At 59.3% G+C, this 24986-nt stretch carries 17 protein-coding genes; 11 read left to right on the forward strand and 6 right to left on the reverse strand.

The annotated features are described in order from the left end of the window. Positions 1 to 17: 17 nt before the first annotated feature. Complete coding sequence (locus tag ACZ9DP_RS00690) at positions 18 to 2534, reverse strand: methyl-accepting chemotaxis protein (protein ID WP_476199703.1); 2517 nt, start codon at positions 2532 to 2534, stop codon at positions 18 to 20. A 461-nt stretch (positions 2535 to 2995) separates the two neighbouring features. Between ACZ9DP_RS00690 and ACZ9DP_RS00695 the strand changes: the two genes are divergently transcribed. Beyond that, positions 2996 to 5440 carry a beta-glucosidase gene (locus ACZ9DP_RS00695; protein ID WP_476199704.1) on the forward strand — a complete coding sequence of 815 codons (2445 nt, stop codon included), beginning with the start codon at positions 2996 to 2998 and terminating at the stop codon, positions 5438 to 5440. Here the strand turns inward: ACZ9DP_RS00695 and ACZ9DP_RS00700 are convergent. Continuing rightward, a complete protein-coding gene (locus ACZ9DP_RS00700) occupies positions 5437 to 5790 on the reverse strand; it encodes a type II toxin-antitoxin system VapC family toxin (protein WP_168318609.1) in 354 nt (117 codons plus the stop codon). The two genes, ACZ9DP_RS00695 and ACZ9DP_RS00700, sit on opposite strands and share 4 nt — an antisense overlap. Before the next feature lie 254 nt (positions 5791 to 6044). Between ACZ9DP_RS00700 and ACZ9DP_RS00705 the strand changes: the two genes are divergently transcribed. Next, positions 6045 to 6302: a hypothetical protein gene (locus tag ACZ9DP_RS00705; RefSeq protein ID WP_041678048.1), complete on the forward strand. Its 258-nt coding sequence runs from the start codon at positions 6045 to 6047 to the stop codon at positions 6300 to 6302. 177 nt (positions 6303 to 6479) lie between these two features. On the opposite strand, the gene ACZ9DP_RS00710 is transcribed toward ACZ9DP_RS00705, so the two are convergent. The 3 genes from ACZ9DP_RS00710 to ACZ9DP_RS00720 form a co-directional block, all read right to left on the reverse strand. Further along, positions 6480 to 7478, reverse strand: a complete 999-nt coding sequence (locus tag ACZ9DP_RS00710; RefSeq protein WP_132077734.1) for an MBL fold metallo-hydrolase — start codon at positions 7476 to 7478, stop codon at positions 6480 to 6482. A gap of 610 nt (positions 7479 to 8088) precedes the next feature. After that, complete coding sequence (locus tag ACZ9DP_RS00715; protein WP_476199706.1) at positions 8089 to 9954, reverse strand: TRAP transporter large permease; 1866 nt, start codon at positions 9952 to 9954, stop codon at positions 8089 to 8091. 9 nt (positions 9955 to 9963) lie between these two features. Continuing rightward, positions 9964 to 10980 carry a TRAP transporter substrate-binding protein gene (locus ACZ9DP_RS00720; RefSeq protein WP_097527168.1) on the reverse strand — a complete coding sequence of 339 codons (1017 nt, stop codon included), beginning with the start codon at positions 10978 to 10980 and terminating at the stop codon, positions 9964 to 9966. A 394-nt stretch (positions 10981 to 11374) separates the two neighbouring features. Between ACZ9DP_RS00720 and ACZ9DP_RS00725 the strand changes: the two genes are divergently transcribed. Further along, positions 11375 to 12343, forward strand: coding sequence for an NAD(P)-dependent oxidoreductase (locus tag ACZ9DP_RS00725; RefSeq protein WP_476199728.1), 969 nt, complete (start codon positions 11375 to 11377; stop codon positions 12341 to 12343). Further along, the gene (locus tag ACZ9DP_RS00730; RefSeq protein ID WP_004130049.1) at positions 12340 to 13188 is read left to right on the forward strand and encodes an alpha/beta fold hydrolase; all 849 of its coding nucleotides are present in this window, start codon (positions 12340 to 12342) and stop codon (positions 13186 to 13188) included. Before ACZ9DP_RS00725 ends, ACZ9DP_RS00730 begins: the two co-directional genes overlap by 4 nt. A 71-nt stretch (positions 13189 to 13259) precedes the next feature. On the opposite strand, the gene ACZ9DP_RS00735 is transcribed toward ACZ9DP_RS00730, so the two are convergent. Then, positions 13260 to 14189 (reverse strand): LysR substrate-binding domain-containing protein, encoded by a 930-nt coding sequence (locus tag ACZ9DP_RS00735; RefSeq protein WP_004130046.1) that lies wholly within the window; start codon positions 14187 to 14189, stop codon positions 13260 to 13262. 229 nt (positions 14190 to 14418) lie between these two features. Here ACZ9DP_RS00735 and ACZ9DP_RS00740 point away from each other — a divergent pair, with 229 nt between their 5' ends. From ACZ9DP_RS00740 to ACZ9DP_RS00770, 7 genes are all read left to right on the forward strand, one after another. Beyond that, positions 14419 to 15270 (forward strand): sugar phosphate isomerase/epimerase family protein, encoded by an 852-nt coding sequence (locus ACZ9DP_RS00740; RefSeq protein WP_097527169.1) that lies wholly within the window; start codon positions 14419 to 14421, stop codon positions 15268 to 15270. Between the two features lie 21 nt (positions 15271 to 15291). Next, the gene (locus ACZ9DP_RS00745; protein WP_097527170.1) at positions 15292 to 16284 is read left to right on the forward strand and encodes a dihydroxyacetone kinase subunit DhaK; all 993 of its coding nucleotides are present in this window, start codon (positions 15292 to 15294) and stop codon (positions 16282 to 16284) included. Positions 16285 to 16294: 10 nt separating this feature from the next. After that, positions 16295 to 16936, forward strand: a complete 642-nt coding sequence (dhaL, locus tag ACZ9DP_RS00750) for a dihydroxyacetone kinase subunit DhaL (protein ID WP_097527171.1) — start codon at positions 16295 to 16297, stop codon at positions 16934 to 16936. Positions 16937 to 17590: 654 nt separating this feature from the next. After that, complete coding sequence (locus tag ACZ9DP_RS00755; RefSeq protein WP_015341926.1) at positions 17591 to 17767, forward strand: hypothetical protein; 177 nt, start codon at positions 17591 to 17593, stop codon at positions 17765 to 17767. A 199-nt stretch (positions 17768 to 17966) separates the two neighbouring features. Continuing rightward, positions 17967 to 18998 (forward strand): DUF3991 and toprim domain-containing protein, encoded by a 1032-nt coding sequence (locus ACZ9DP_RS00760; RefSeq protein WP_205931418.1) that lies wholly within the window; start codon positions 17967 to 17969, stop codon positions 18996 to 18998. A 64-nt stretch (positions 18999 to 19062) separates the two neighbouring features. Next, positions 19063 to 19668, forward strand: a complete 606-nt coding sequence (locus ACZ9DP_RS00765) for a DUF1419 domain-containing protein (protein WP_168318613.1) — start codon at positions 19063 to 19065, stop codon at positions 19666 to 19668. Positions 19669 to 19807: 139 nt separating this feature from the next. Next, positions 19808 to 24907 (forward strand): helicase-related protein, encoded by a 5100-nt coding sequence (locus ACZ9DP_RS00770; protein ID WP_476199709.1) that lies wholly within the window; start codon positions 19808 to 19810, stop codon positions 24905 to 24907. Positions 24908 to 24986: the final 79 nt, after the last annotated feature.

Here is a 24986-nt window from a genome sequence, read left to right on the forward strand (position 1 = left end):
GGTGATTGTCTACGAAGTCAGGAAACGATCGAAAGCACGTGACCCCTTGGCCTGCCGATGTTGAACTGTTCGATCTGCTGCATCAGCCGCTGGGTCTCTTTTGTGAGTTCCTGGGTGGCGGCGTGGGCTTGCTCGGCGATGGCAGCGTTTCGCTGGGTGCTGTCATCGATCTCGCCAACGGCCTGGTTCACTTCGATAAGCGAAGCCGCCTGGTCCCTGCTCGCCGCAGCGATAAGCTCAACCCTTTCGGAAATTCCGGCAACATTCGACGATATCGCAATCAGCACCTTGCCCGCCTCGTTCACCAATCGCGATCCCGAGGCGACTTCCTCGCTTGATCTTGCTATGAGTTCCTTGATTTCCTGGGCGGCTAGAGCCGACCGCTGGGCAAGTTCCCTGACTTCCTGGGCCACGACAGCGAAGCCCTGCCCCGCTTCTCCAGCTCTCGCGGCCTCGACACCGGCATTGAGTGCCAGGAGATTGGTCTGGAAGGCAATCTCGTCGATGACGCCGATGATTTGCGAAATGCGCCCGGAAGCCGCTTCTATTCGTCCCATAGCGTCAACCGCGTTCGTGACCACTGAAGCAGACGCATCCGCGGCCTGCTTGGTTTCTTTTACCAGCTGGGCTGCGGCTTGTGCCTGCTCTGTCGAGGAACGCACCGTCGCGGTGAGTTGATGAACAGCGGCCGCGGTCTCCTCCAACGACGCGGCTTGACGCTCGCTGCGGCGGGAGAGATCATCGGCGCCACTGCTGAGGTTGTCTGCATTTTGCCGAATGAGCACGATGTTGCCGCGAAGTTCCGACATCGTCGCCTGCAAACGCAGCAACGAATTGTTGAAGTCCCGTCGCAATTGTTCCAGCCGCCCGGAGAACGGTTGATCGATCGTGCTCGAAACATCACCGTTGGATAACCTCTCCAGCCCAGCGGCAAGACTGTCGACGGCGTCGCCGATCTGTTTGTCGATCTCGGCTTTCTCCGCCTCGTTGTGCCGACGTTCAGCTTCGGAAGCCGATCGTTGACGATCCGCGTCGTTCTCGATCTCGATCTTCCTCGCGGCATTCTTCCTGAAGACACAGAGCGCCCGGGCCATTTCTCCGAGCTCATCAGCGCGCTCAGAACCGCCGATCTCAATGTCAAGGTCCCCTTCCGCCAAACGCCGCATGTCGTCGGTCAACTGGACGACAGGTTTTTTGAAAGTCGCAATCATCCCGAAGCCAGCGAGAAGTGCGACGAGGACGCCAGCAAATGTCGTGATGAGGCCAATGCCATTCGCGTAAGCCGTCTCTTCAATGGCTCTTGCGCGCTGGGCGTCGGCAAACGTCGTGAGGTGGCCCCATATGGTGTTCAACTGGTCTGTCGTTTGCCTATATTGCGCACGCCTCACTTCCGAGATCTCGACGAGCTTCGCACTGTCCTGCGTCATACCCTCTACCGCCGGCGGCACCGTATTCTGGACTGCCTTGAAAAGGTCGAGGTCGGAAGCGGCACTCCAGATGTCCAATATCTCCTTCTTCGTTCTGTCAAAGTTCTGGACGAGCTGCGCACGGTTTTGTTCGGTAGGGTCGGCTATGAAGCGCGCAAGGTTTATCCTGATGAGATAGCTGGAGTCCGAAAGTCTTCGGCTGCCGTCCAAGGCGCTGCTGATCTTCGCCAAATGTTGGTCGAGACCTGCGAACTCGACGATTGCTTTCTTTGTTTGCTGGTTCGCTACCGCGTTAATCGCGACGGAGATTTCCTTGAACGCGGACATTGCGGTGTCGAGGCCTACGGTGTTGTCCGATGAAGCGCCCTGCGACAGAAGTTGTGTTACGCTTTTCACCGCGCCATCGACCGAGCTCGACAGTTTTGTGGCGTCCGATGGCAAGGAAGCCCGCAGATTTCGGGCGCTCCGACGCAACTCGCCCACTTTGCCGCCCAAATATTTGAGTTTCAGCTCGGTCGTTCCGGCGGATTGGTAGCCCGCGGCAAGATCAAGGAAGAAGGTTGCATAGCCTGTCACCCTGTCGGCATCGCGCAACATCGATTTGGCGATGCCCTCGGACTGCTCGCCGGACTTCCTTAACTCGTCTGCTAGCCTGAGCATTTCATTCTGCGACCAAACCAGCGATTCAGAATGATTGGCGATCGAGCTTATCAGTTTCTCTTCGCTTTCATGGATGCTCCAGAGGGAACCAAAATTGTTCACCACGTCCAGCATAATCGCGTTTGCCGACTGGAGGCCTTCGCTTTCCGCCGTAGCTCCGGCATTCGTCACCAAAGCCTGCAGATGCGATTGCTGCGCGAGCAGGTCAGCCTTCACGCGATCGCGCCTTTCTTCCGACGCCTCGTCGAGAAACTCTCTCATCGAGGCGGAGACGTCACGGAAACCCGAGAGCACCTGCATCACCTGGCTTGAGGTTTCCAGGCGGCTTTGTAGGAGACCCGCGGCGTAGTGCCCCAAAAACCCCACCGCGCAAATACTGATTATGAAAGGCAGTACGAAAATGATTACTTTTGTCTGTAGCCGGAAACGGGACAACAGCCTGTCCATTGTGGTCCATCCTTGTCCATAGGCGGTGAAGAAGCTTCATCAATCGGGATCCGCTTCCGATGGAAGCATCGAATCATCAATGACGACACGAGGCTGCGCGACTGAAGATTGTCTGTCAACAGATTGTCTGATAAAGCATGTTCAGGTTTATCAAATTGTCTCGCGAACTTGCGGAGGAATAACTCCAGAACCGGCGCTGCCGCAGCCGGCACAACTTTCACCGCTGACATCGATCAAACCGCGATGTCTTTGTTTTCAGTGGAAAGCGGTGACGGCATCTCGGCCATGTGAAGGCTGCGAACATGTCGTCGTCGTGGTGACGGCGCCTTGGTGAACAAACGGGCCTTCCTTCTCATGGATGGACGGCTCCACGGATGACGCCGACCTCACCAGCTTTCCCAATATGCATATCGAGATGCCCGATCTGGGAACGGTAAGTTAAGATTGAGGAAGCAGAGAAGATGACTGAGACGAGAGCATTGCTCGATAATATGACCTTGGCCGAGCAGGTCTCGCTACTTTCCGGCGATACGTTCTGGTCTTTACCGCCCATCGACCGCCTAGGGATAGGGAGATTGCGCTTGACGGACGGCCCCAACGGCGCCCGCGGGGCCGGGTCTTTTGTCGGGGGTGTGACTGCAGCGGCTTTCCCGGTAGGCATTGCCATCGGAGCGAGTTGGAACCCGGACCTAGCCAGGGAAATCGGCAGTGCGCTAGGTGACGAGGTTCTTTCCAAAGGGGCCCATGTCTCGTTGGCGCCGACCGTTAACATCCAGCGCAGCGTCACAAACGGCCGCAACTTTGAGTGTTTCTCTGAGGATCCGATACTGACGGCGGAACTTGCCGTCGGCTATATCGAAGGTCTGCAGTCCAAGAAAGTGGGTGCCACGATAAAACATTTCGCCGGCAACGAGTCCGAGATCGAACGTACAACCATCTCTTCAGATATCGACGAACGCACTCTGCGCGAAGTCTACCTAATACCCTTTGAGGCTGCGGTGAAGCGGGCAAAGGTCTGGGCCGTGATGTCTTCATATAACAAACTAAACGGTACTTACACGGCGGAAAGCCATTGGCTGTTGAACGAGGTACTGCGCGGTGACTGGGGTTTTAACGGCGTGGTGATGTCGGACTGGTTCGGCTCGCGTTCGACCGCACCCACCGTGAATGCTGGGCTGGATCTGGAGATGCCGGGCCCGACCCGCGACCGCGGCTCCAAGCTTCTGGCGGCGATCGACGCGGGCGAGGTAAGTGTCGAGACCGTCCGCGCCTGTGTGCACAATATCCTGACCCTGATGGAACGCACCGGCGCAATCAACGATCATCGCGAGTTTAAGGAGTACGCCATTAATCGGCCGGAACATAGGGCACTCATCAGGCGCGCGGGAGCGGAAAGCGCAGTTCTGCTACAGAATGACGGCATCCTGCCATTGGCTCAGCAAGGTACGGTCGCCATCATTGGACCCAATGCCAAGATCGCGCAGGTTATGGGAGGCGGCTCGGCGCAGTTGAACCCCCACTATGTCGTCAGTCCGTGGCAGGGGCTGGCGGACGCCCTGGGTGAGGAGAACGTGTGCTACGCTCAGGGTTGCAGCAATTATCGGTTTCAGCCGCTGATCGAAAACCCGACAACCTTCGAATTTTTCCAAGAAAGGGAGCTTGCTGGCGAGCCCGTGAAGGTTATCGAGGAACCGTCGAGCCTCGGTGTATGGTTGCCCCCCGTGGCCGGGGGCCTAGTCGATCCGCATCGCTTTTCCGCCCGAATGCGCACCGTCTTCACAGCCTTAGAAGCCGGCGTCTATCGCGTCGGCCTGACCTCGGCCGGGCTTGGTCGGGTCTATGTGGACGGCAGGCTTGTGGTGGACGCCTGGGCTTCCTGGACACGTGGTACCACATTCTTTGAAGAAGGCTGCGAGGAGGTCGTGGGTGAAATCACGCTCGAAGCCGGCCGTAAATACGAGGTCGTCGCCGAGTACGCCCGGCACGATCACGTCAACCTCTATATCGCCGCAATTCGGGTAGGAATAGGCAGGTTTTCGGCCGAAGCGGAGATTGCCGAGGCAGCAGCCGTCGCCGCAAAGGCTGATCATGCGGTAGTCTTCGTGGGCAGAACGGGCGACTGGGATACCGAGGGCTCCGATCTCCGCGGCATTGCACTTCCCGGTCTGCAGGACCAGCTTGTTGAGGCGGTAATTGCGGCCAATCCGAACACGATTGTCGTCCTACAAACCGGTGGACCGGTGGAAATGCCTTGGCTTTCCGGTGCTCGTGCAGTACTGCAATGCTGGTATCCCGGCCAGGAAGCTGGCAACGCGATCGCCGATGTGCTCCTCGGCAAGGCCGAGCCCTCGGGCCGACTGGCACAGACCTTCCCCGTGCGCTGGGCTGACAATCCCACACATACCGAGGATGACGCGGTCTATCCAGGCAAGAATGGCCATGTGCGATATGACGAAGGTGTGTTCGTTGGATATCGGCACTACGATCGCCAGGACGTTAAGCCACTGTTCCCCTTCGGTCATGGTCTCGGTTATTCAAGCTTTGCGATGTCAGACCTGACGGTAGGGCTGCCGGATCCTGCCGGCGCGGTGACAGTGACACTGGGATTGACCAACGTCAGCGAGCGGCCAGGTTCGGCAGTGGTGCAAATCTATGTCGGCGATGTTGAAGCATCTGTACCCAGACCGGTTAAAGAATTGAAAGCCTTCTCGAAAATCGCCCTGGAACCCGGTGAGAAACGAAGGCTCAGTTTCATTCTTGACGCCCGAACATTTGCCTTCTTCGACACGACCGAGCGGTGCTGGCGGATAGAGACGGGGGAATTTGCAGTTATGGTTGGGTTCTCGGCCACCGACATCCGTTTGAGTGGAACTGTCACGCAAAAGGGCGCTGTCTTAGCGCTCTAATCGTGCAGAGAAGCAAAGACTACGTTGGCGGTGGTTGAGTCCCAAAAGAGAGCGCAGTGGCGGTGAAGTTCGGTGAATGAGTGAAAGAATGGCTCAAGACGGGCGATATTGTCATCGACAGGAAGGATACCGACCTTCATAGGCGGCGAAGATGGCGTCGGAAGCGTTGGCGGACACGTTCGCGACAGCGTCGGTCCTATGCTTTTTTTGATGCCTTTCGCAGTCTCTCGAACTGAGCTCACGCTAGCCGCGAGATCGGAATCGTCAATCGTATCGAGGGCTGCCACATTCTCGTGCAGTTCGGCTCGACCGATCTCCTTCAGGACATATGTATCGAGCAGAAATTTCAAGCTTAGTCATCCAGCGCGCTAAGATCGGGAACACCGATCGACCCGAGCGATATCGTATCCACCGGTGCAAAGATTGCGGGCAGCAAAGGTGGATCTCGATCGCCCAACCCTGATCATTTCTGGCAATGAGAAATCTTGTTTTCGGACGCGGAGCCACGGACAGACGCCGTCGCTCTGTGCGGAAACTTGAGCCCGCAGCCCTTTCCAGGTATCTATCGGTCGAGAGCGCAAAATTACAGGCACAGGATGCGGCGATGCTGAAAACCGACACCCGCCAAGCAAATTGGCGCCGTGCTAATCCAGCGAAATATGATGCTCATCTTGCTGTACAGCGAGCCGTAAAGGCAGGCGAGCTGGAAAAGCAAACATGTGAGGTCTGCGGGATTGAAACGGTCGACGCCCATCATGATCAATACGACGACCCTTTAAAGGTGCGCTGGTTATGCCGACGGCATCACACAAGGCTTCACCACTACGGCGAGGATATGTTTCCGATCAGGAATGGCCTTTAGGTGCGGTCCGCCGATCGCTCTTGATTTCAGTTGGCGTTCCCGCGTGACTTGATGTCTTGCAACGCGATGAAGGCGCACATTGCTTGTTGCGTAACTTCCGCCATGTGATGATTTCGTTCGACTGCCCTCCGGATAGGATTGACGCGAAGGCATTGCCCTCGCGCCCTTCTCTACCACTCAGTCCAACAGGCTAAGATGTAGTGGCTCAGGAAAATACTCGAAGCCCTCTCCCGCTATGCCAACGTGCCCGTAGCCCGGCCATGGGAAGTGGTAGGACATGAAGGGTATTCTATTGGAGGCCAGCATTTTCAGAATGCGCACACGCGATTGAGCCGACAGTTTGGGATCGGTATCGAACGCAAATTCCATCAAAGGCTTTTCGAACAGAAGCACAGGATGATGAGTGAGGTCGCCGCCATAGCACATTGTCTTTCCTGCTGACTCGATCATAAAGCAGCTATGGCCGAGTGTGTGTCCAGGAGCGCTAATGGCATGAATACCAGGAAGAAACTCTTGTTCGTCCTGGAAAAAAACCATGCGGTCCCGCACGGGTTTGAGGTTGTGGATCGCGGCTTTAACAAGACCGTTGAGATCGCCTCCAAGTTTTTTCTCGTCGGTCCAGAAATCGTAGTCGGTTTGGCTGATGTACACCTGGGCGTTTGGAAACGTTGGTTTCCCGTCGTCGCCCCAGATTCCGCCGACGTGGTCCCAATGAGCATGCGAACAGACGACAGCGTCAATATCTTCCAGCGCAATATTCGCGGCGGCCAAGCAAGACTTGAGACGGCCAGTCGTCGGGCCAAATTGCTTAAGCGATCCCATCCCCGTGTCGAACAAAATCAGCTTGCCACCGATGTTTACGACAGGTGCGTTCTGAGCGAGAACGACCTCATCCGTGGGCAGGAAGCTGTGGTTTAGCATGGATCTTATCTCGTCGGCCGGGACGCCGAGAAAGCTTTGTGTCGGGTCGCCGAGCGGAAGTGGGCCGTCTGATACGATGGTTACCTGGGCGTCCCCAATGGCAAATCGATAAAAGTCCGGAGCTTGTGCCCCGGAAACGGGGCTCGCCCTAGCGTGAGCCGCTATACTGTTCGCACCCAAAACGGCTCCACTCAAAGCAGCTCCCCCTGCCAATAGTAAGTTGCGGCGGTCGATCTCGAAACGTTCATTTCCCATTTCACTCCTCCCCATTTGTAAAATGCGTCTGCAGACCGCGCTTGTCTTGCGACGGATTTCGGCTTTGTCTGCATCGGAAAGGTATCAAGTGGCAGGTCTACGACAATTGAATTGCAAGTCCATTTCAATGAGCATCGCTCAACAAATGATCTCGCTCGGACCTGCGGTTCATCAATCGAAACAACCGGTTTCGGGGTGCCGCGTTGCTCCGGCCATCAGATCTCGTTGGCTTACGGTGAGTTCGAAAGAACTCTTGGCTCCCTGACTGCGGGACGCGGCTCGCATCCGAATATCGGCAAGATTATCGTGGATCGCCTTGGCTGCCTCTTTGTCATGTGAGTGGCCCTGCGTCAGGTCGCCAACGGTGTTCATTAAGCGGTAGGAGGATAGATGTTACCTCTTCCCTCGAAGCACCGCTCCTTGAGGAAGAAGCCACGGAAAACCGCGAGGACGTAACGATCTTCCGGTGGGCGCTACATTCCTTCCCGGGCATATTGCGGAGCCAGCAGCATGCTTCTGAAGCACGTTGCCAGCCCGGCATTCCGCCTTATCCGACATGGTTACGACTGTAGAATGGCCGACTTCTCTACCGGCCGCCTACGGTCGCACGTCATAGGAAGCCGATCGAGATCCAGGGCACCGCTGCGACGATCGCAAGCCCGAGAAGCAGGGCGATCATGTACCCCCACAGCGGCTTTATCCCTTCCACGGGGTTAACACGGCCGATTGCACAGGCGGCATAATAACCGACGCCGAACGGCGGCAGGAACAGGCCCACTCCCATGGCGAGAATGACCACGATCGAGTAGTGCACGTCGTGGATCCCTAATCCCTTGGCGATCGGAAATACCAGAGGTGCGAACAGAACCACCGCGGGAATGCCTTCCAGCACGCTACCGAGCACAATGAACGCGACGATCGACACGATCATAAAGATCGGCGCTCCTCCGGGTAGACCTGCCATCGTCTGAACCAGCCCACGCGAAAAACCCGATTGCGTCAGGCACCAGGCCACAGCCGTTGCCGCCGCGATGATGAAAAGGATGGCTCCGGACAAGACCGCCGTTTCCACCAGCATCGGACCCACCCGCTTCCAGTCGAACCGGCGGTAAATGAGGAGGCCTGCCAGCAGCGAGTAGGCAATGCCGATTGTCGAGACTTCCGTGGCGGTAGCAACGCCTTCGACAACCGCTGTACGGATGATAAAAGGCAGGGCCAAAGCCGGAAGCGCAATCAGGAATGTGCGGAAGATCTCCCTGGCCGGCGGCTTGCGAAAACCCGACATGTCCTCGTTGCGATAGCGCCACCAGACGACAACGCAAAGCATCAAACCGCAGACGAACGCCGGCAAAAGACCGCCTATGAACAGGGCCGAAATCGATACGCTCGTAACCGATCCGATGGTGATCAATACGAGGCTCGGCGGGATCGTCTCCGTCTGCGCACCCGTAGCCGCAAGCAGGGCCACGAGATCACCGGGCTTTGATCCTCTCGCTTTCATCTCCGGGAACAGTGCCGGGGCGACAGCAGCCATGTCGGCGGTCTTCGAACCCGATATCCCAGACACCAGATACATTGCCGCGACGAGGACGTAACACAGGCCGCCTCTGACATGTCCGAGCAAGGACGCCAGGAAGTTCAGCATCGCTTTTGCCATGCCCGTAACCTCCATCAGCATACCCAGCAGCACGAACAGCGGGACCGCCAGCAGGAGAAGATGCGACATTCCCTCATCAAGCCGACCCGCGATCACGCTTATCGGACGGCTCGTACCCAGAGCCACATAACTGATGGCAGCGAGAGCGAACACGAACGCGATTGGTACGCCGCTCAGCACACCTAGTGCGATGAAGACTACGAAGAAAAGCACGAGGTTCCAGTTGCCCATCGCCATGATCAACGGTTTCGCCGCAATCGCCAACCCTATCAAGCATGCGGCTACAAGGACTCCGATCAGGAAATCGCTCAGCCTGATGCGCTGAAGGGCATTGGTCACGCCAAGGATAAGCATCAGGCTAAGTCCGATCGGAAGACCAAATGAACGCCATGCGACCGAAACCTCCATCGCGGGAGTGACGACCGGAACTTCATGAAGAGCGTAGACCGTGGCTTTGGGCAGAAGAAGCACGCAGACCGAAAGGCAAAAGACAAGTGCAGCCACCTCCAGTCTTGCCCTTACGACGGGCGGCATCGCGTCCGCGATAACGCCCATCCTCATGTGCTGTCCGCGGTGAAAAGCGAGGACCGCGCCCACGATCGAAAGCCAGAGGAACAACATGGAGGCGAGCTCGTCCGACCAGATGAGCGGCTCGCCCCATGCATAGCGGGCGAAGACGCCCGCCGACAGCACGAGTACCTCGACGACAACAAGTGCTGCGGCGATCAATTCAATCAGGCGCACCACGCCCGCTTCAGCTTTCGCCAGGACTGGCCACGCGCCGATCACCGGGGGGCTGACATTTTCAGAAGTAGCCATGTCAACGCCTCAGATCAATTTGCCCGAGGTAGACTCCAGCAACGCCCATGCTTCCTCGCCAAAACGCCCCTTCCAATCGGAGTAGAACGACGAAGCTTGCAGCGTCGCGCGGAACTTGGAAACATCGACGTCGATAAATTCAAGACCCTTGCTCGTCAGCTCTGCCTGGAGTTCGGAATTCAGCTTTTCGACATCAGCGCGTTGCACGAGAGCCGAGCGATTGATCTCGGTGACGACAATGTCACGCAAGTCCTCAGGCAGCATCTCGAAGTTGTCCCGATTGGCGAGAATCCAGAAGCCGTCCCACATATGGTTGGTCCGGGAGAGATACTTTTGAACCTCGTACATCTTGGCAAAGTAAATGCCAGCGAGCGGGTTTTCGAGACCGTCGGCGACGTGGGTCTGGAGTGCGGAATAAGTTTCGCCCCATGGAATCGACGTCGGCGCGGCGCCGAGAGACTTGAAAAGCGATGTCCAGAGCGGCGCAGGAGGGACGCGGATCTTGAAGCCCTTGAGGTCCTCGGGCGACTTGATCGGTTTCCCGATCGAGGTCGTCTGCCGAAAGCCGTTGTCCCACATCTTCTCGAAGGCGATCAGGTTGACCTTCTCAAAAGCCGTCCGGATGCTCCGGCCGAGCTCACCATCCACCGACTTCCACACCTGCGCGTAGTCGGGGTAGGCAAATCCTACACCGGTGATGGCCGCCGGCGGGACGAGTGTCGCTGCGATGAGGCCTGTCTGCGCAAGAAGGTCCAGGCCGCCTGATCGAAGCTGGCTGAGCATATCAGCATCGGTGCCGAGCTGGCTCGCGGGGAACACTTGAATGCTCACGCGGCCGTCTGTCTGCTGGCTGATCTTGTCGGAAGCCTCGGTCATCCGCGTGTTGAGCGGATGATCAACCGGCATGATGTTGGCGAATTTAAACGAGAATTCAGGCGAACTCGCACGCATGATGCGCGGTGCCGCAAGCGCGGCGGTCATCGCCACGGAACTCATAATAAGGGTACGGCGATTCATTGTGATCATTGGTTCCTCCTCTAACCGTGTTGATCTATGTCGATGTTTTTAGGAGCCTCCAGCGCAGGCGCTCTCCTCGTAAGCGTCCTCAGTTTCTTGCAGGTTGCTTAGACCTTGGACTGATGTCGCTGAAGCCGGAAGCCTCCCACTGTGCGGCTGGACGTAAATTAGGCGCTTGCGCCAAACGTCCGCAAATGAATTGCCTCCGGCCAATGGTGAGTTGAACTCAGGCGAGTTCGGCGTGACCCGCGATGGAGACAAAGTTTTTCTGGGAGCACGCGCCAGGCAACATGAATCCAGGTCACATGTTTTTTGCGCAAACTCTTTTGATGTGGAGGAAGCCGCCATGCTAACCGCTTTGCATGCGAGCATGGCACTCCGGTGGGATGTGCCGGCCTATGACGTGCCAGTATCGCGGAGGAGACCGGAATTGCACCAAGCTTTAGAAACAAAGCCGAGCCCCGCACGTGGACCGGGAAAACCGACAATCGGTTTTATCGGTCTCGGCTCGATGGGATTGCCGATGGCGTCGCATCTCCTAAAAAGCGGCTTCAGGGTCAAGGGGTTTGACATCTCGGAGAATGCTCTAAGAAGCTTCGCTGACAGTGGCGGGACTGCCTATCCAGACGCTACAGAAGCGGCCAGCGAGACCGACGTCTTGATGATGATGGTAGTCAACATCGACCAGGCGCACCAAGCCCTCTTCGAACGGGGCGCCCTGGCAAATTCAGCCAAGGCCAGCGTGGTCATCTTGATGTCAACATGCCCTCCCGGCGAGGTTGAACAGCTCGCCGAGGCCGTTATTGCTCGCGGTCACCGGTTTCTGGATGCGCCTGTTTCCGGCGGCGTCGCCGGAGCGCGCGACGCGTCGCTCTCCATCATGGTGGCTGGCGACAGGCAAACCTATGAGATGAGCCGCAATCTTTTCGACGTGCTCGGCTCCAAGATCTATTATCTCGGAGAGCGGCCTGGCCAGGCATCGGTTGCCAAAGCAGTCAACCAGTTGCTGTGCGGCGTACACTTGGCGGCAGCGGCTGAGGCGCTGTCGCTCGCCGAAAGGGCTGGCCTCGACACCTCAACGGTACTCGAGATCGTGTCCGGCTCGGCGGCCGCCAGCTGGATGCTCAACGATCGTGGCCAGCGGATGCTTCTGGAAGACCCTGAGGTAACGAGCGCGGTAGACATCTTTGTGAAAGATCTCGGTATCGTGCTTGAGGCTGGCTCCTCTGCCAGGGCCGCCCTGCCGCTCGCCTCCGTTGCGCATCAGTTCTTCCTTGCCGCGTCTGGGCAGGGGTCAGGCTCGGCAGATGACAGTCAGGTCATTCGTGCGTATCGGGGAATGACCGCGGGCCAGAAGGAGGCAAAGAAGTGAGTGCCGAGATCAAAAGCAATTACGCGCGACTGTCCGGCATCACCATGCACTACCTGACCGCAGGATCCGGTGAGCCGCTGGTTCTCCTTCACGGGGTGCCGCAGAGTTCGCACGAATGGCGGCACGTGATCCCCTTCCTCGCGGACAAGTACGCGATCATCGCGCCGGACCTGCGGGGCCTCGGCGACACTTCCCGGCCCGCCGATGGGTACGACAAGAAAACGATTGCCGAGGACGTGTGGGAGCTTCTTTCTGAACATCTGAAGATCGATCGCTTCAATCTTGTGGGACACGACTGGGGCGGCCCGGTGGCGTTTGCCCTGGCCGCGCAGCACCGGGGGGCTGTTAGCAAGCTCGCGATCCTGGACGTTACCATTCCTGGCGATGGAGCGGACATGTCGCAAGGCGGCCGCCGTTGGCACCACCCTTTCTTCAGGACGCCGGATTTGCCGGAAGCGATGTTCGGCGGTCGCGAGCATATCTATCTGGAATGGTTGTTTGACAATTACGGCAGCCGGGCAAACGTGCTATCTCAGGAAGACAAGAATGAGTATTTCCGTACCTACCTGAAACCGGGTGGCCTGCGCACACTTCTCGCCTATTATCGGGGCTTTCCAACCGACGTCAAAGACAACGAGTTATTCCTCGAGAGGGATGGCAAGCTCGAAATGCCGGTCCTCGCCCTGGGCGGAGACAGTGGTTTTGGCCGCGGCATGGAGACGATGGAATCACTGCAGCGGGTGGCAAGTGACGTTCGAGGCGGATTGATCCCGGGCTCGGGTCACTGGGTTGCGGAAGAAGCTCCCGAATTCATAGCGAACGAACTCGGGAAATTCTTCGGCTAAACCACTGCCTGACGTCGGGGATGCGCGTCTGATCCACCAGTCGCGCATCACCGACCCTGATTGCGCATAACTCACCTCCCGCCGACGTCGATCTCACTCGCAGAAACCGCGTCGCCAGCCAGGGTCTCTTCGATCCAACGTTTGAACAGAGCGATCTTTGGCGTTCTTGCCCTGGATCGTAAGTACACGAGACTATGGCAATTGATGCTGGGGCCTTCCAGGCCAAACGGCGCAACGAGCCTCCCGCTTTTCAGATCTTGCCGGACGAGTATGAGGCTTTCCAGGCAAACGCCAAGTCCATCCGCGGCCGCATTGATGGACATGAAAGATCTATCGAAACGCAGCCCCCGATCCATGTTGAGCCTCACACCGTGGTCGTCGGCCCAATCCTGCCAGCGATAGAGGTTCACTTCGGAGTGGATGAGCGGAAATCTGGCGAGATCCTGCGGTGAGCGTATTCCGTTTGCGCCCTCGACCAACGATGGGGCGCACAGGACCACTATTGGCTCGGGCGGGAAGGGCTCGACGGCGATGCCAACCTCCACGGGCTGCGTTCCGTAGCGGATGTCTATATCGACGTTGCCGGTCCTGAGCTCGGCCGGGTCACCAGAAGCGTGCAGTCGAAGATCGATCTCCGGATAGCGGGCGCTAAACCGGGCGAGGCGAGGCATGAGCCACTGCGAAGCGAGACTGACAACCGAATGGATATTCAGAATGTCACTTTTGCCCTTCTTCGTGAAATTGCGCGTGGCGCTCTCGATCCTTCGAAAGGAGGCGCTGATCTCTTCAGCGTAAGCCCTTCCCGCGTCAGTCAGCATGATTGAACGCCCGGAGCGATGAAATAAAGCAATTCCGAGCTCCGAATCCAGCGCGGCCATTTGATGGCTCACGGCCGAGGGGCTGATGCTCAGTTCCTCGGCGGCTTTTCCAAAAGATCCAAGACGTGCGACAGCTTCCAACACCTGTAGCGATCGCAGCGAAGGAAACTCCAACGCGCTCATCACCCCTCCTCCCGTTTATGCGTGCCTCGCCACGTTTCCTACTTGAGACATTCAGTACGCTGGAGGACGCCCTTCCTCTATATTCCATGAGGAAATTTAACGCAAATGATGCAGCTGTTGAGATGCATTCATGCATTGACCGATGGAATTCGCTTGTCCGGATGAAGCGTTTTTAACACTTTGCCCTTCGGAACGGCCTTTGCGCCGTTCTTTGCTAAGGGAGGAATGCATGGCTGAACGGGTGATCTCCGTGTCCGGCGCGCCGTACGACGGGCATAGCAGAGAGGCCGCACTGGAGAGCGCGGCAACCCTCGGGTTCACGCATTTCGAGCCGGCCTTTATCGTTGGATATACAGAACCCTTCGATGAGACCGCCTTCACACCTTCCGAGATGACCAGTTGGCGCAGCGCGCTTAGGTCTTCGGGGCTCTTGTGTCATGCAATGTCGTCGCACATCGACCTCGGTTTGGAAGATTCGGTCGAAGTGTTCACGGGCCGCATGGCATTCGCCGCGGCGATTGGAGCCAAGGTTATTGCGACCAACGCGGCCGCCCGACAAAGAGAGGCAACATTCCGTCGCAACGTCGAAACCATACTGAGAAGAGCGGAAGCCTTTGATATCATCGTTGGCCTGGAAAACCCAGGAGACGGCAGCGATAGCCTGATCAACACCGCGCGGGACGGTATTTCTCTTGTTGAGGAATTCGGATCGCCCTTTCTAAAGCTAAATTACGACGCTGCAAACACGGCGTCCCATCGACCGGACATGGACGATCTCGCAGGTGATGGAATCCTGGCGCTGCCGGAATCGGCGCACGCCCATATCAAGGATGTCCGTGAAACCGACGAAGGTTGGTTTTTCTGCGATATCGGCGACGGCAAGGTCGGGTGCGAGCGCCTCCTGGCTGCAATCGCAAAGCTCGACAGCCTCCCGGTCAGTATTGAACTTCCCTTGAGACTGCATCGCAATCGGCAGGCGCAGCCCGTTCGCCGCCAAGATCCCGTGCCGCTGTCAACGATCGAGGACTCGCTGGCTCGGTCGCTCAAGGTCGTCCAGCGAGCGCTCAACCACAATCAATGACCGTGTCTGGAGGAGGACGCAGTGCAACGCTTTGTAAACAACCGCGATGAGGTCGTGGAAGATACCATCAAGGGCTTTGTGAAGGCACACCGAGACATCGTGCGCCTCGCCGAAAACCAACGCGTGGTGACGGCGATTGACCGGCCCGCGCAAGGAAAAGTGGGTGTCGTAACTGGAGGTGGCTCCGGACACGAGCCTGCCTTCATTGGCTATATAGGCCGCAACATGCTCGACGCGGTCGCGGTCGGCGAGCTGTTTTCGTCGCCAACGGCAAAGAGCTTTCATGATGCCATACGCGAAGCGAATGGTGGAAACGGCGTCGTTGTCCTCTACGGAAATTATGCCGGAGACAACATGAACGTGAAAATGGCGATGAAACTCGCCGCGAAGGACGGCATCGAGGTTGCCACGGTGGTTGCGAACGATGACGTGTGCTCCGCCTCCGCCGAGGAGCGGGAGAAGCGCCGAGGCGTTGCCGGAGAGATCTTCATGTGGAAGGTCGGCGGAGCGAAAGCGTCGATGGGCGCCAGCCTATCCGAGGTTCGTGACGCAGCGCAGAAGGCCATCGACAATTGCCGCTCGGTCGGTGTCGGATTGGGGCCGTGCACTCTTCCAGCGGTCGGACATCCGAACTTCCAGATCGAGCCTGGCACCATTGAAGTCGGTATCGGCCATCACGGCGAGCCGGGCGTGCGAGTAGAAGCGCTCAAGAGCGCATCAGAGGTCGCCAAGGATATGTGCCAGATCGTGCTGGATGATCATGATCTCGGCTCGGGGACAGAAGTGGCCGTACTGGTATCTGGCCTTGGCGCGACACCGCTGAACGAACTTTACATTCTCTTCGACACAGTCGAGGAGGAAATCTCCGGCCGCGGCCTCAGGATCCACAAAGCGTATGTTGGTAACTACTTCACGTCTCTTGAGATGGTTGGAGCGACTTTGACCGTCATGGCGCTCGATGAAGAGCTAAAGTCGCTACTGGAGGTCGAGGTTCGCTGCGCGGCGACACTTTAAGGAGGGAACAATGCAAAAAATGAATAACGCGGCAGCCGGAGAAATCGTAGTCTCCATGGCAAGAGCGATCATCGATAACCGCGCCTACCTCAGCGAGATCGACGGCAAGATTGGCGACGGCGATCACGGAATAAATATGGCGAAAGGTTTCGGTTTAGTGGCCGACCGGATACGCGGCAAGGAGCTATCGCTCGCAAAAGCGCTTGAGACCCTCGGAACAGTCCTGATGACCGAGATCGGCGGATCTATGGGTCCGCTTTACGGTGTGATGTTCACCGAGTTTGCCCAGCAGATCGATCAGGTCGACCAGATCGACAACAAGACGTTCAGCCGAATGCTGCATGCTGGCTTGACGGGTATTCAACAAATTGGTTCGGCCAAAGTCGGCGACAAGACATTGCTTGACACGTTGGTGCCTGCTGTTGAAGCTTTTGACAATGCGACATCAGAAGGAAAATCCTTCGACGAGGCATTGGAACTCCTCGTTGCGGCAGCCGAAAGTGGCCGCGATTCGACGGTGAACTTGATCGCGCGGATCGGCCGAGCCAGCAGGCTGGGCGAACGATCGCTCGGCGTGCTGGATGCTGGTGCGACGTCTTGCGCGCTGATCCTCAAGGAGTTGTCTGAGGGAACCCGTGATAGGCTTCAATAGTGTCATCGCTTCTTGAGCGTGATCATAGTGAGAACCGAAGTGATGCCGAGCTTAAGGGGAAGCCAATCCAGAGTGCCGCTCGGTTATTGATGTGAAACGCGCCGCGATAGAAATCCGGCAACAGTCCTCCGTGTGCCGCCCGAGGGTGGACACCCGCTTTCGCGGCCATCCGGGAATCAAATTTAGCGGACAGATTGGGTCGGCGGCGAACTATGCATTCGGTCTCCGGGCACCATCGCTCTCGCTTGCAGGGTCGGATTCCGCAAACCGCGAAAGGCACGACTCATCGCAACTTAGGCGGTGCCACGACTGAAGCTGACGCGACATTCGGTCACGCGGCGACGCAGAGTCCTTCGCTCAGCCAACACCTGACCCGCTAAATCGAAGACACGAGTAATCGGCCTGCGGGCAGCGACGACCTGGCACGAGCTCGAAAATCGTGCGTCAAACGGTGGCCCAAACGGAAGCAAGCCAATCCCGCTTGTCTGTGATGGCGTCCTGGCCCGGTTCCGGATCTTCCACGATCAACCCATAAAGGGTCCGCTAGCAAGCTGCGGCCGCGTCGGCTTCGCCTCGCGGTGATCGCGCCCGGACCCCGTGCCTTTTGAGGAGCCATCGAGCGGGAATTGGCCCGCTCCCGTAGGAGCCTCTCAAATGTCGCACGATCTCTCTCTCGCACAGTCCCACGCCCTCCAGCTTTCCCGTGACCTGATGGTCCCGGTCACCCTCTTCGAGGTCGACGGAGAATACGGCGTCCTTCCTTCTGACGAGATCGACGCCGACGACGATCTGGCGATCGTGCACGAGTATACGCCATGGCCGGCTCATTGAGCCGGCGCCGCGTGGGTGCCCCTTGCGAGCGGCAGGCCGCAAGGGGGGCTTCGCCGCGTCCGATGTCAGCTTGCATGATCCGACAATTGCCAGCCGCGCCCTTGCGGTCTTTGCTCTTCGGGGCCTGCCGAAAGGCGTCGGTGAACCGACGGGCAAGGAAGGATTATGGAGGCCGATCGCTGGGCGATCGGAATGAAAAATGAAGAGAAGAGAGATTGAAGCGCTGCGCGATCAGGTCAGTTGTGCGGCAGTGCTTGAGCATGCCGGTTTTGCAATAGACGCGAAGGAAAGCACGCGACGGGCAGTCAAGTTCCGCCGCGGCGGCGAGATCATTATCGTCACCTATGAAGGGCGTGGGTGGTTCGATCCCCTGTCCGACGCGAAAGGCGATGTGTTCCGGCTCGTCGAGCATCTCGATCGGGTCGGTTTTCCCGAAGGTGCAGAACGGGTCGCGGCTCTGGTCGGGTTTCAGATCACGGAGCCGGAGTGGCAGCCCGCAAGGGATGGCGAGAGATGCGACCTCTCTCTTACCGCTCGTTGGCAGCCCCGCCGCCGTCCCTGGCCGGGTTCCGCGTCATGGCGATATCTCAATGGCGAGCGCTGCGTTCCAGCGAACGTGCTGCGAGCGACCGTCAAGGGCGACCTTCTGCGCGAAGGTCCGCAAGGCAGCATGTGGGCGGCGCACCGGGATAAGGTCGGGGTTTTGACCGGCTGGGAAGCGCGCGGACCGCAATACCGAGGTTTTGCATCCGGGGGAACCAAGGTTCTTTTCCGCTTTGGTTCGGACAGCGCTTCGCGCCTGGCCGTCACGGAAGCCGCGATCGATGCCATGAGCCTCGCAGCGATCGAAGGTTTGCGAGAGGGCACGCTTTATCTCAGCACTGGCGGTGGATGGTCGCCGACCACCGAGGCAGCCTTGCAGGAGTTGGCTATGAAGCCTGGCGTCCAGTTGGTTGCGGCGACGGACGCCAATCCGCAGGGCGACATGTTTGCCGAACGGCTGCGGACGCTTGCCGATGATGTCGGCTGCGACTGGACGCGACTTCGGCCGCCCGAGGAGGATTGGAACGAGTCCTTGAAGATCAGGGAAAGGGAAAAGAGGGAAAGGACGGAAGGAGGAGGCGTGCCGCATGCGCGCGGTCCGCGTCAAGGGAGGCTTCGCCCGGCGGAGCCGGCCCTTGACCCTGACGGTCGCGATGCCGGCGGCAGCCAAGGGGTCATGAAGGACTGAAGAGGAAGGCAAGGTCGATAGGACAGTGCCGCGCTTCGGTCCAAAACCTCCGAAGGAGCTGCAGATGAACCCCTCTCCCGCAATCCGAAAAGTCTTCCAGGGCGTTGCAAGCCGACCGCAGATGTTCCGCATGTTCGACCGTCATCTCCAACGGCCCAACCGCTGGGAAGAGGACGCAATGCCGCTCTATGCCGGCGAATGGTTCGAGATCGGCGAGGCCGAGCACGACTACATGTTCGAAATCCTGCCGCCGCTCTGGATCAGCGGTTCGATGTTCGCAATGCGCGAGTTCCTGACCGGCTCGGTGACGTCAGTGTTCTTCGCGCTTCGGATCGACGAGGCGATCCGCTATTTCCACGGCTATTGCGACCTTGCCGATCAGTCGTCCGTCGAGACCATGCGCCTTGCGATTATCGAGCGCGAGAGCCGCCCGGTCCGGCCCATGACGCGCGAGGAACGCCTCGAGCATGTCTGGAGCATTACGGCGGACGATTATCGCGGCTATGCGGGCGAGCGCTGGCCGGAGGCCTCGCGCGGCAAACGCACCGTGATGTTATACGGCGGTAAAGGCGGCACGTTTCTGAAGCTGCTGGAAGGCCTCAGCGAGGACGAGATCGCCGCCAAGCTGCCAGTACAACTGCGCCACCTCCGCTCGCCGATTGCGGCTTGAGAGCTTCCGTTTGCATCTGGGCGCGAAGCGATCGCGCTCGGCCACGATCGCCGCGCAGCCCATGCAGGCGGCCACCCATTCGCGTTCTTCGACTGTCGCTTGCGGCGGATCGATGACGCTCGCTCACAAGGAGCTTTCGATGAGCACCGATCCCTTCACCCTCGATATGTTCGGCAGCAGCGCTCTGTCATCGGGACTTGGTCTTGGCGTCACAGCGTTCGGCGGTTTTGCCGCCAACGACGACGAGCCCGACCCGACCCCGCCCTCTCCTGCGCCGGCGCGGGCTCTGCCGGTGACCAACCGGCCGGTCCCGCGAAAGCAAGGGCAGCGCGCCAACTTCTATCTCGACGATGGCGACCGCGAGCTCGCCGCGACCTGGAAGGAGCGGGCACGCATCAACGTTGCGGCGATCCTCACCGCCAACGAAATCGAGAAGATGAACCTGCCGGCGACCCCCGCCGCGCAGGCAAGGCTGATCCGCTTCACTGGTTTCGGCGCCAGCGAGCTTGCGAATGGCATGTTCCGGCGGCCGGGGGAAACCGACTTCCGCACAGGCTGGGACGATCTCGGCAACTCGCTGGAAACAGCGGTCAGCGAGGGCGAATACGCTTCGCTCGCCCGTTGCACCCAATATGCCCATTTCACCCCCGAATTGGTCATTCGAGCAATCTGGATGGGCATTCAACGTCTCGGCTGGCGCGGCGGCCGGGTGTTGGAGCCCGGTATCGGAACAGGCCTGTTTCCGGCGCTGATGCCAAAACAGTATCGCGAACTAAGCTACGTCACCGGCATCGAGCTCGATCCCGTCACGGTCCGCATCGCGCGACTACTGCAGCCGAAGGCGCGCATCATCAACGGGGATTTCGCGCGCACGGACCTCAATGCGATCTACGATCTTGCCATCGGCAATCCGCCCTTCTCCGATCGCACGGTTCGTTCCGACCGGCAATATCGTTCGCTAGGCCTTCGGCTGCACGATTACTTCATCGCCCGATCGATCGATCTCCTGAAACCGGGCGCCCTGGCCGCTTTCGTCACCAGCGCCGGCACCATGGACAAGGCCGATCGTACTGCCCGCGAACACATTGCCAAGTCCGCAGACCTGATCGCCGCGATCCGATTGCCCGAAGGCAGTTTTCGGCGCGACGCCGGTACCGACGTCGTGGTCGACATTCTTTTCTTCCGCAAGCGCAAAGCAGGCGAGCCGGAAGGCGACGTTTCGTGGCTCGACCTGGAGGACGTCCGGCCGGCTGTCGAGGACGAGGGGGTGATCCGCGTGAACCATTGGTTCGCGCAGCATCCAGAGTTCGTGCTCGGCGATCATGCTCTGACTTCCGGCCCGTTCGGGGAGACCTATACGTGCCGGCCACGCGCCGGTGAGGAGCTCGACGCGGCGCTGACGGCAGCCGTCGCGCTTCTTCCGGAAGGCATTTATGACGGCGAGCCGACGGCCATCGACATCGATCTGGAGGACGAACTTGCCGAGATCGTCAATCTCCGCCCCGACAACGCCAAAGTGCGCGAAGGCAGCTATTTTGTCGATGTCAGGCACGGCCTCATGCAGGTCGTCGATGGCGAGCCCGTCGCGGTGCAGGTGCGCAAGGCACGCAGCACTGAGGGAATTTCGGAAAAGCATGTCCGGATCATTCGCAAACTGATCCCGATACGCGACGCCCTGCGTGAGGTCCTGAAAGCCCAGGAACTGGACGGGCCGTGGCGCGACTGCCAAGTTCGGCTGCGCATCGCCTGGTCGAACTTCGTGCGCGATTTCGGTCCGATCAACCACACCACCGTCTCGATCATCGAGGACGAGACGACGGGTGAGGTTCGTGAAACCCATCGCCAGCCGAACCTTATGCCCTTCCGCGACGACCCCGATTGCTGGCTGGTCGCCTCGATCGAGGATTATAACCTCGAAACCGACACCGCCAGGCCCGGGCCGATTTTCTCAGGACGCGTCATTGCGCCCCCTTCCCCGCCCGACATCACCTCCGCAGCCGATGCGTTGGCAGTCGTCCTCAACGAGCGCGGGCGCGTCGACCTCGATCATATCGCCGAGCTTCTGCATTGCGACAGGGATGCGGTTCTCGATGCGCTCGGTGACGCAATCTTCCGCGATCCGGCCGATGGCTCCTGGCAAACCTCCGATGCCTATCTCTCTGGGGCCGTGCGCACCAAACTTGCTGCCGCGGAAGCCGCGGCCGGCCTCGATGCTGTCTATGAGCGCAATGTCCGTGCGCTGCAGGCGGTGCAGCCCGCCGACCTTGGCCCGTCGGATATTACCGCTCGGCTGGGCGCGCCCTGGATCCCGGCAGCCGATATCGTCGACTTCGTGCACGAGACGGTGGGTGCCGAGATCAGGATCCACCACATGCCCGAACTCGGCTCGTGGACGGTGGAGGCCCGGCAGCTCGGATGGACGGCGGCCGGCACATCCGAATGGGGCACCGACCGCCGCCACGCCGGCGAGTTGCTCGCCGATGCGCTGAACAGCCGCGTGCCGCAGATCTTCGATGTGTTCAAAGATGCGGAGGGCGAGCGGCGGGTGCTGAACGTCGTCGACACGGAAGCAGCGCGCGACAAGCTGCAGAAGATCAAGCAGGCCTTCCAGAATTGGGTCTGGACCGACCCGGATCGCACCGACCGACTGGCACGTGTCTACAACGACCGTTTCAACAACATAGCGCCCAGACGCTTTGACGGCTCGCATCTCAAACTTCCCGGCGCCTCTGGCGCCTTCGTTCTTTATGGGCACCAGAAGCGCGGCGTCTGGCGGATCATCTCGTCCGGCTCGACCTATCTCGCGCACGCCGTCGGTGCAGGCAAGACGATGACCATGGCGGCCGCGATCATGGAACAGCGGCGGCTCGGGCTGATCGCCAAGGCGATGCTGGTGGTGCCGGGCCATTGCCTCGCCCAGGCCGCCCGCGAGTTCCTCGCGCTCTATCCGAACGCCCGCATTCTCGTCGCCGACGAGACGAACTTCACCAAGGAAAAACGCGCTCGCTTTCTCTCCCGGGCGGCGACGGCGACCTGGGATGCAATCATCATCACCCATTCGGCATTCCGGTTCATCGCCGTGCCGTCAAGTTTCGAGCAACAGATGATCCAGGATGAACTGCAGCTCTACGAGGAGCTGCTGACCAAGGTCGACAGCGAGGACCGTGTCTCCCGCAAGCGGCTGGAGCGGCTCAAGGAAGGGCTCAAGGAACGGCTGGAGGCGCTTTCCACCCGCAAAGATGATCTGCTGACGATCTCCGAAATCGGCGTCGACCAGATTATCGTCGATGAGGCGCAGGAATTCCGCAAGCTCTCCTTTGCCACCAATATGTCGACCTTGAAGGGCATCGATCCGACCGGTTCGCAGCGTGCCTGGGACCTCTACGTCAAGTCCCGCTTCATCGAGACGAAGAATCCCGGCCGGGCTCTGGTTCTGGCGTCGGGCACGCCGATCACCAACACGCTTGGCGAGATGTTTTCGGTCCAACGTCTGCTTGGCCACGCCGCACTGGCTGAGCGCGGCCTACACGAATTCGACGCCTGGGCCTCGACATTCGGTGATACGACGACGGAACTGGAGATCCAGCCATCGGGCAAATACAAGCCCGTCAGCCGTTTTGCTTCCTTCGTCAACGTGCCGGAACTGATCGCGATGTTCCGGTCCTTCGCCGACGTGGTAATGCCGGAAGATCTCCGCGACTACGTCAAGGTGCCTGAGATCTCGACCGGCCGCCGGCAGATCCTGACGGCCAAGCCGACCCAGGCCTTCAAGAATTACCAAGTGATCCTCGACGCCCGCATCAAGGCGATCGAGATGCGTGAGGGGCCGGCGCAGCCCGGCGACGACATCCTGCTCTCCGTCATCACCGACGGTCGCCATGCCGCCATCGACTTGCGCCTGGTCGACGCGGACAATGACAACGAGCCGGACAACAAGCTCAACTTGCTCGTTCAGAACGCCTTCCGTATCTGGCAGGAAACGTCGCAAAGCTTGTTTGTGCGGCCGGACGGCAAGCCCTTCGACCTCCCAGGCGCGGCGCAGATGATCTTTTCGGATCTCGGCACCATCAATGTCGAGAAGGCCAGAGGTTTTTCCGCTTACCGCTGGATCAGGGACGAGCTCGTCCGCATGGGCGTGCCGGCCTCCGAAATCGCCTTCATGCAGGAATACAAGAAGACCGAGGCGAAGCAGCGTCTGTTCGCCGACGTCCGCGCCGGCAAGGTCCGCTTCCTGATCGGCTCGTCGGACACGATGGGGACCGGCGTCAATGCGCAGCTGCGCCTTAAGGCGCTGCATCACCTCGACGTCCCGTGGCTGCCTTCGCAGATCGAACAGCGCGAGGGCCGGATCGTTCGTCAGGGCAACCAGCATGACGAGGTCGATATTTTCGCCTACGCCACCCAGGGCTCGCTTGACGCCTCCATGTGGCAGAACAACGAACGCAAGGCCCGCTTCATCGCGGCGGCGCTGTCTGGCGATACCTCGATCCGCCGGCTGGAAGATCTCGGCGAAGGAGCGGCCAATCAGTTCGCCATGGCGAAGGCGATTGCCAGCGGTGACGAGCGCCTGATGCAGAAGGCGGGACTTGAGGCGGACATTGCCCGTCTCGAACGGCTGCGCGCCGCCCATGATGACGATCAGTATGCCGTGCGCCGGCAGATTCGTGACGCCGAACGCGATATCGAGATTTCGGAGCGACGTATCATAGAAATCGGCAAGGATATCGAGCGCCTCGTTCCGACTGCGGCCGACGCCTTTGCCATGACTGTCGTCGGCGAGGCTTTCAACGAACGGAAAGCCGCCGGTCGCGCCTTGATGAAGGAAATCCTCACTCTCGTTCAGCTCCAGCAGGAGGACGAGAGCGTCCTCGCCTCGATCGGAGGCTTCGATCTCCTCTATTCGGGCGAGCGGTTCGGCAGGGGCGACGGATATCGTTACACGACGCTCTTCCAGCGCACTGGGGTCGATTACGAGATCGATCTCGCCATCACGGTAACGCCGCTCGGCGCCGTCTCCCGGCTGGAGCATGCACTGGATGGTTTCGAAGAGGAGCAGGATCGCTATCGCCAACGTCTGGAGGAAGCGCGCCGGCGGCTCGCCTCGTACCGGTCACGCGAAGGAGGCACATTCGCTTTTTCGGGGGAACTTGCGGAGAAGCGCCGACAGCTTCGAGACGTCGACGAGGCCGTGGCGGCAGAGGCTCGCCAGGATAGCGCAGCCAAATCGGCAACGACATGAAGCTGCTATCCTCCCCCTACGGATCGAGCGACTTGTATGCGGCGCAGCATTGCATGGCTACATTGCACAATATGTGTTT

It is taken from the genome of Rhizobium sp. USDA 4016, assembly GCF_056279705.1.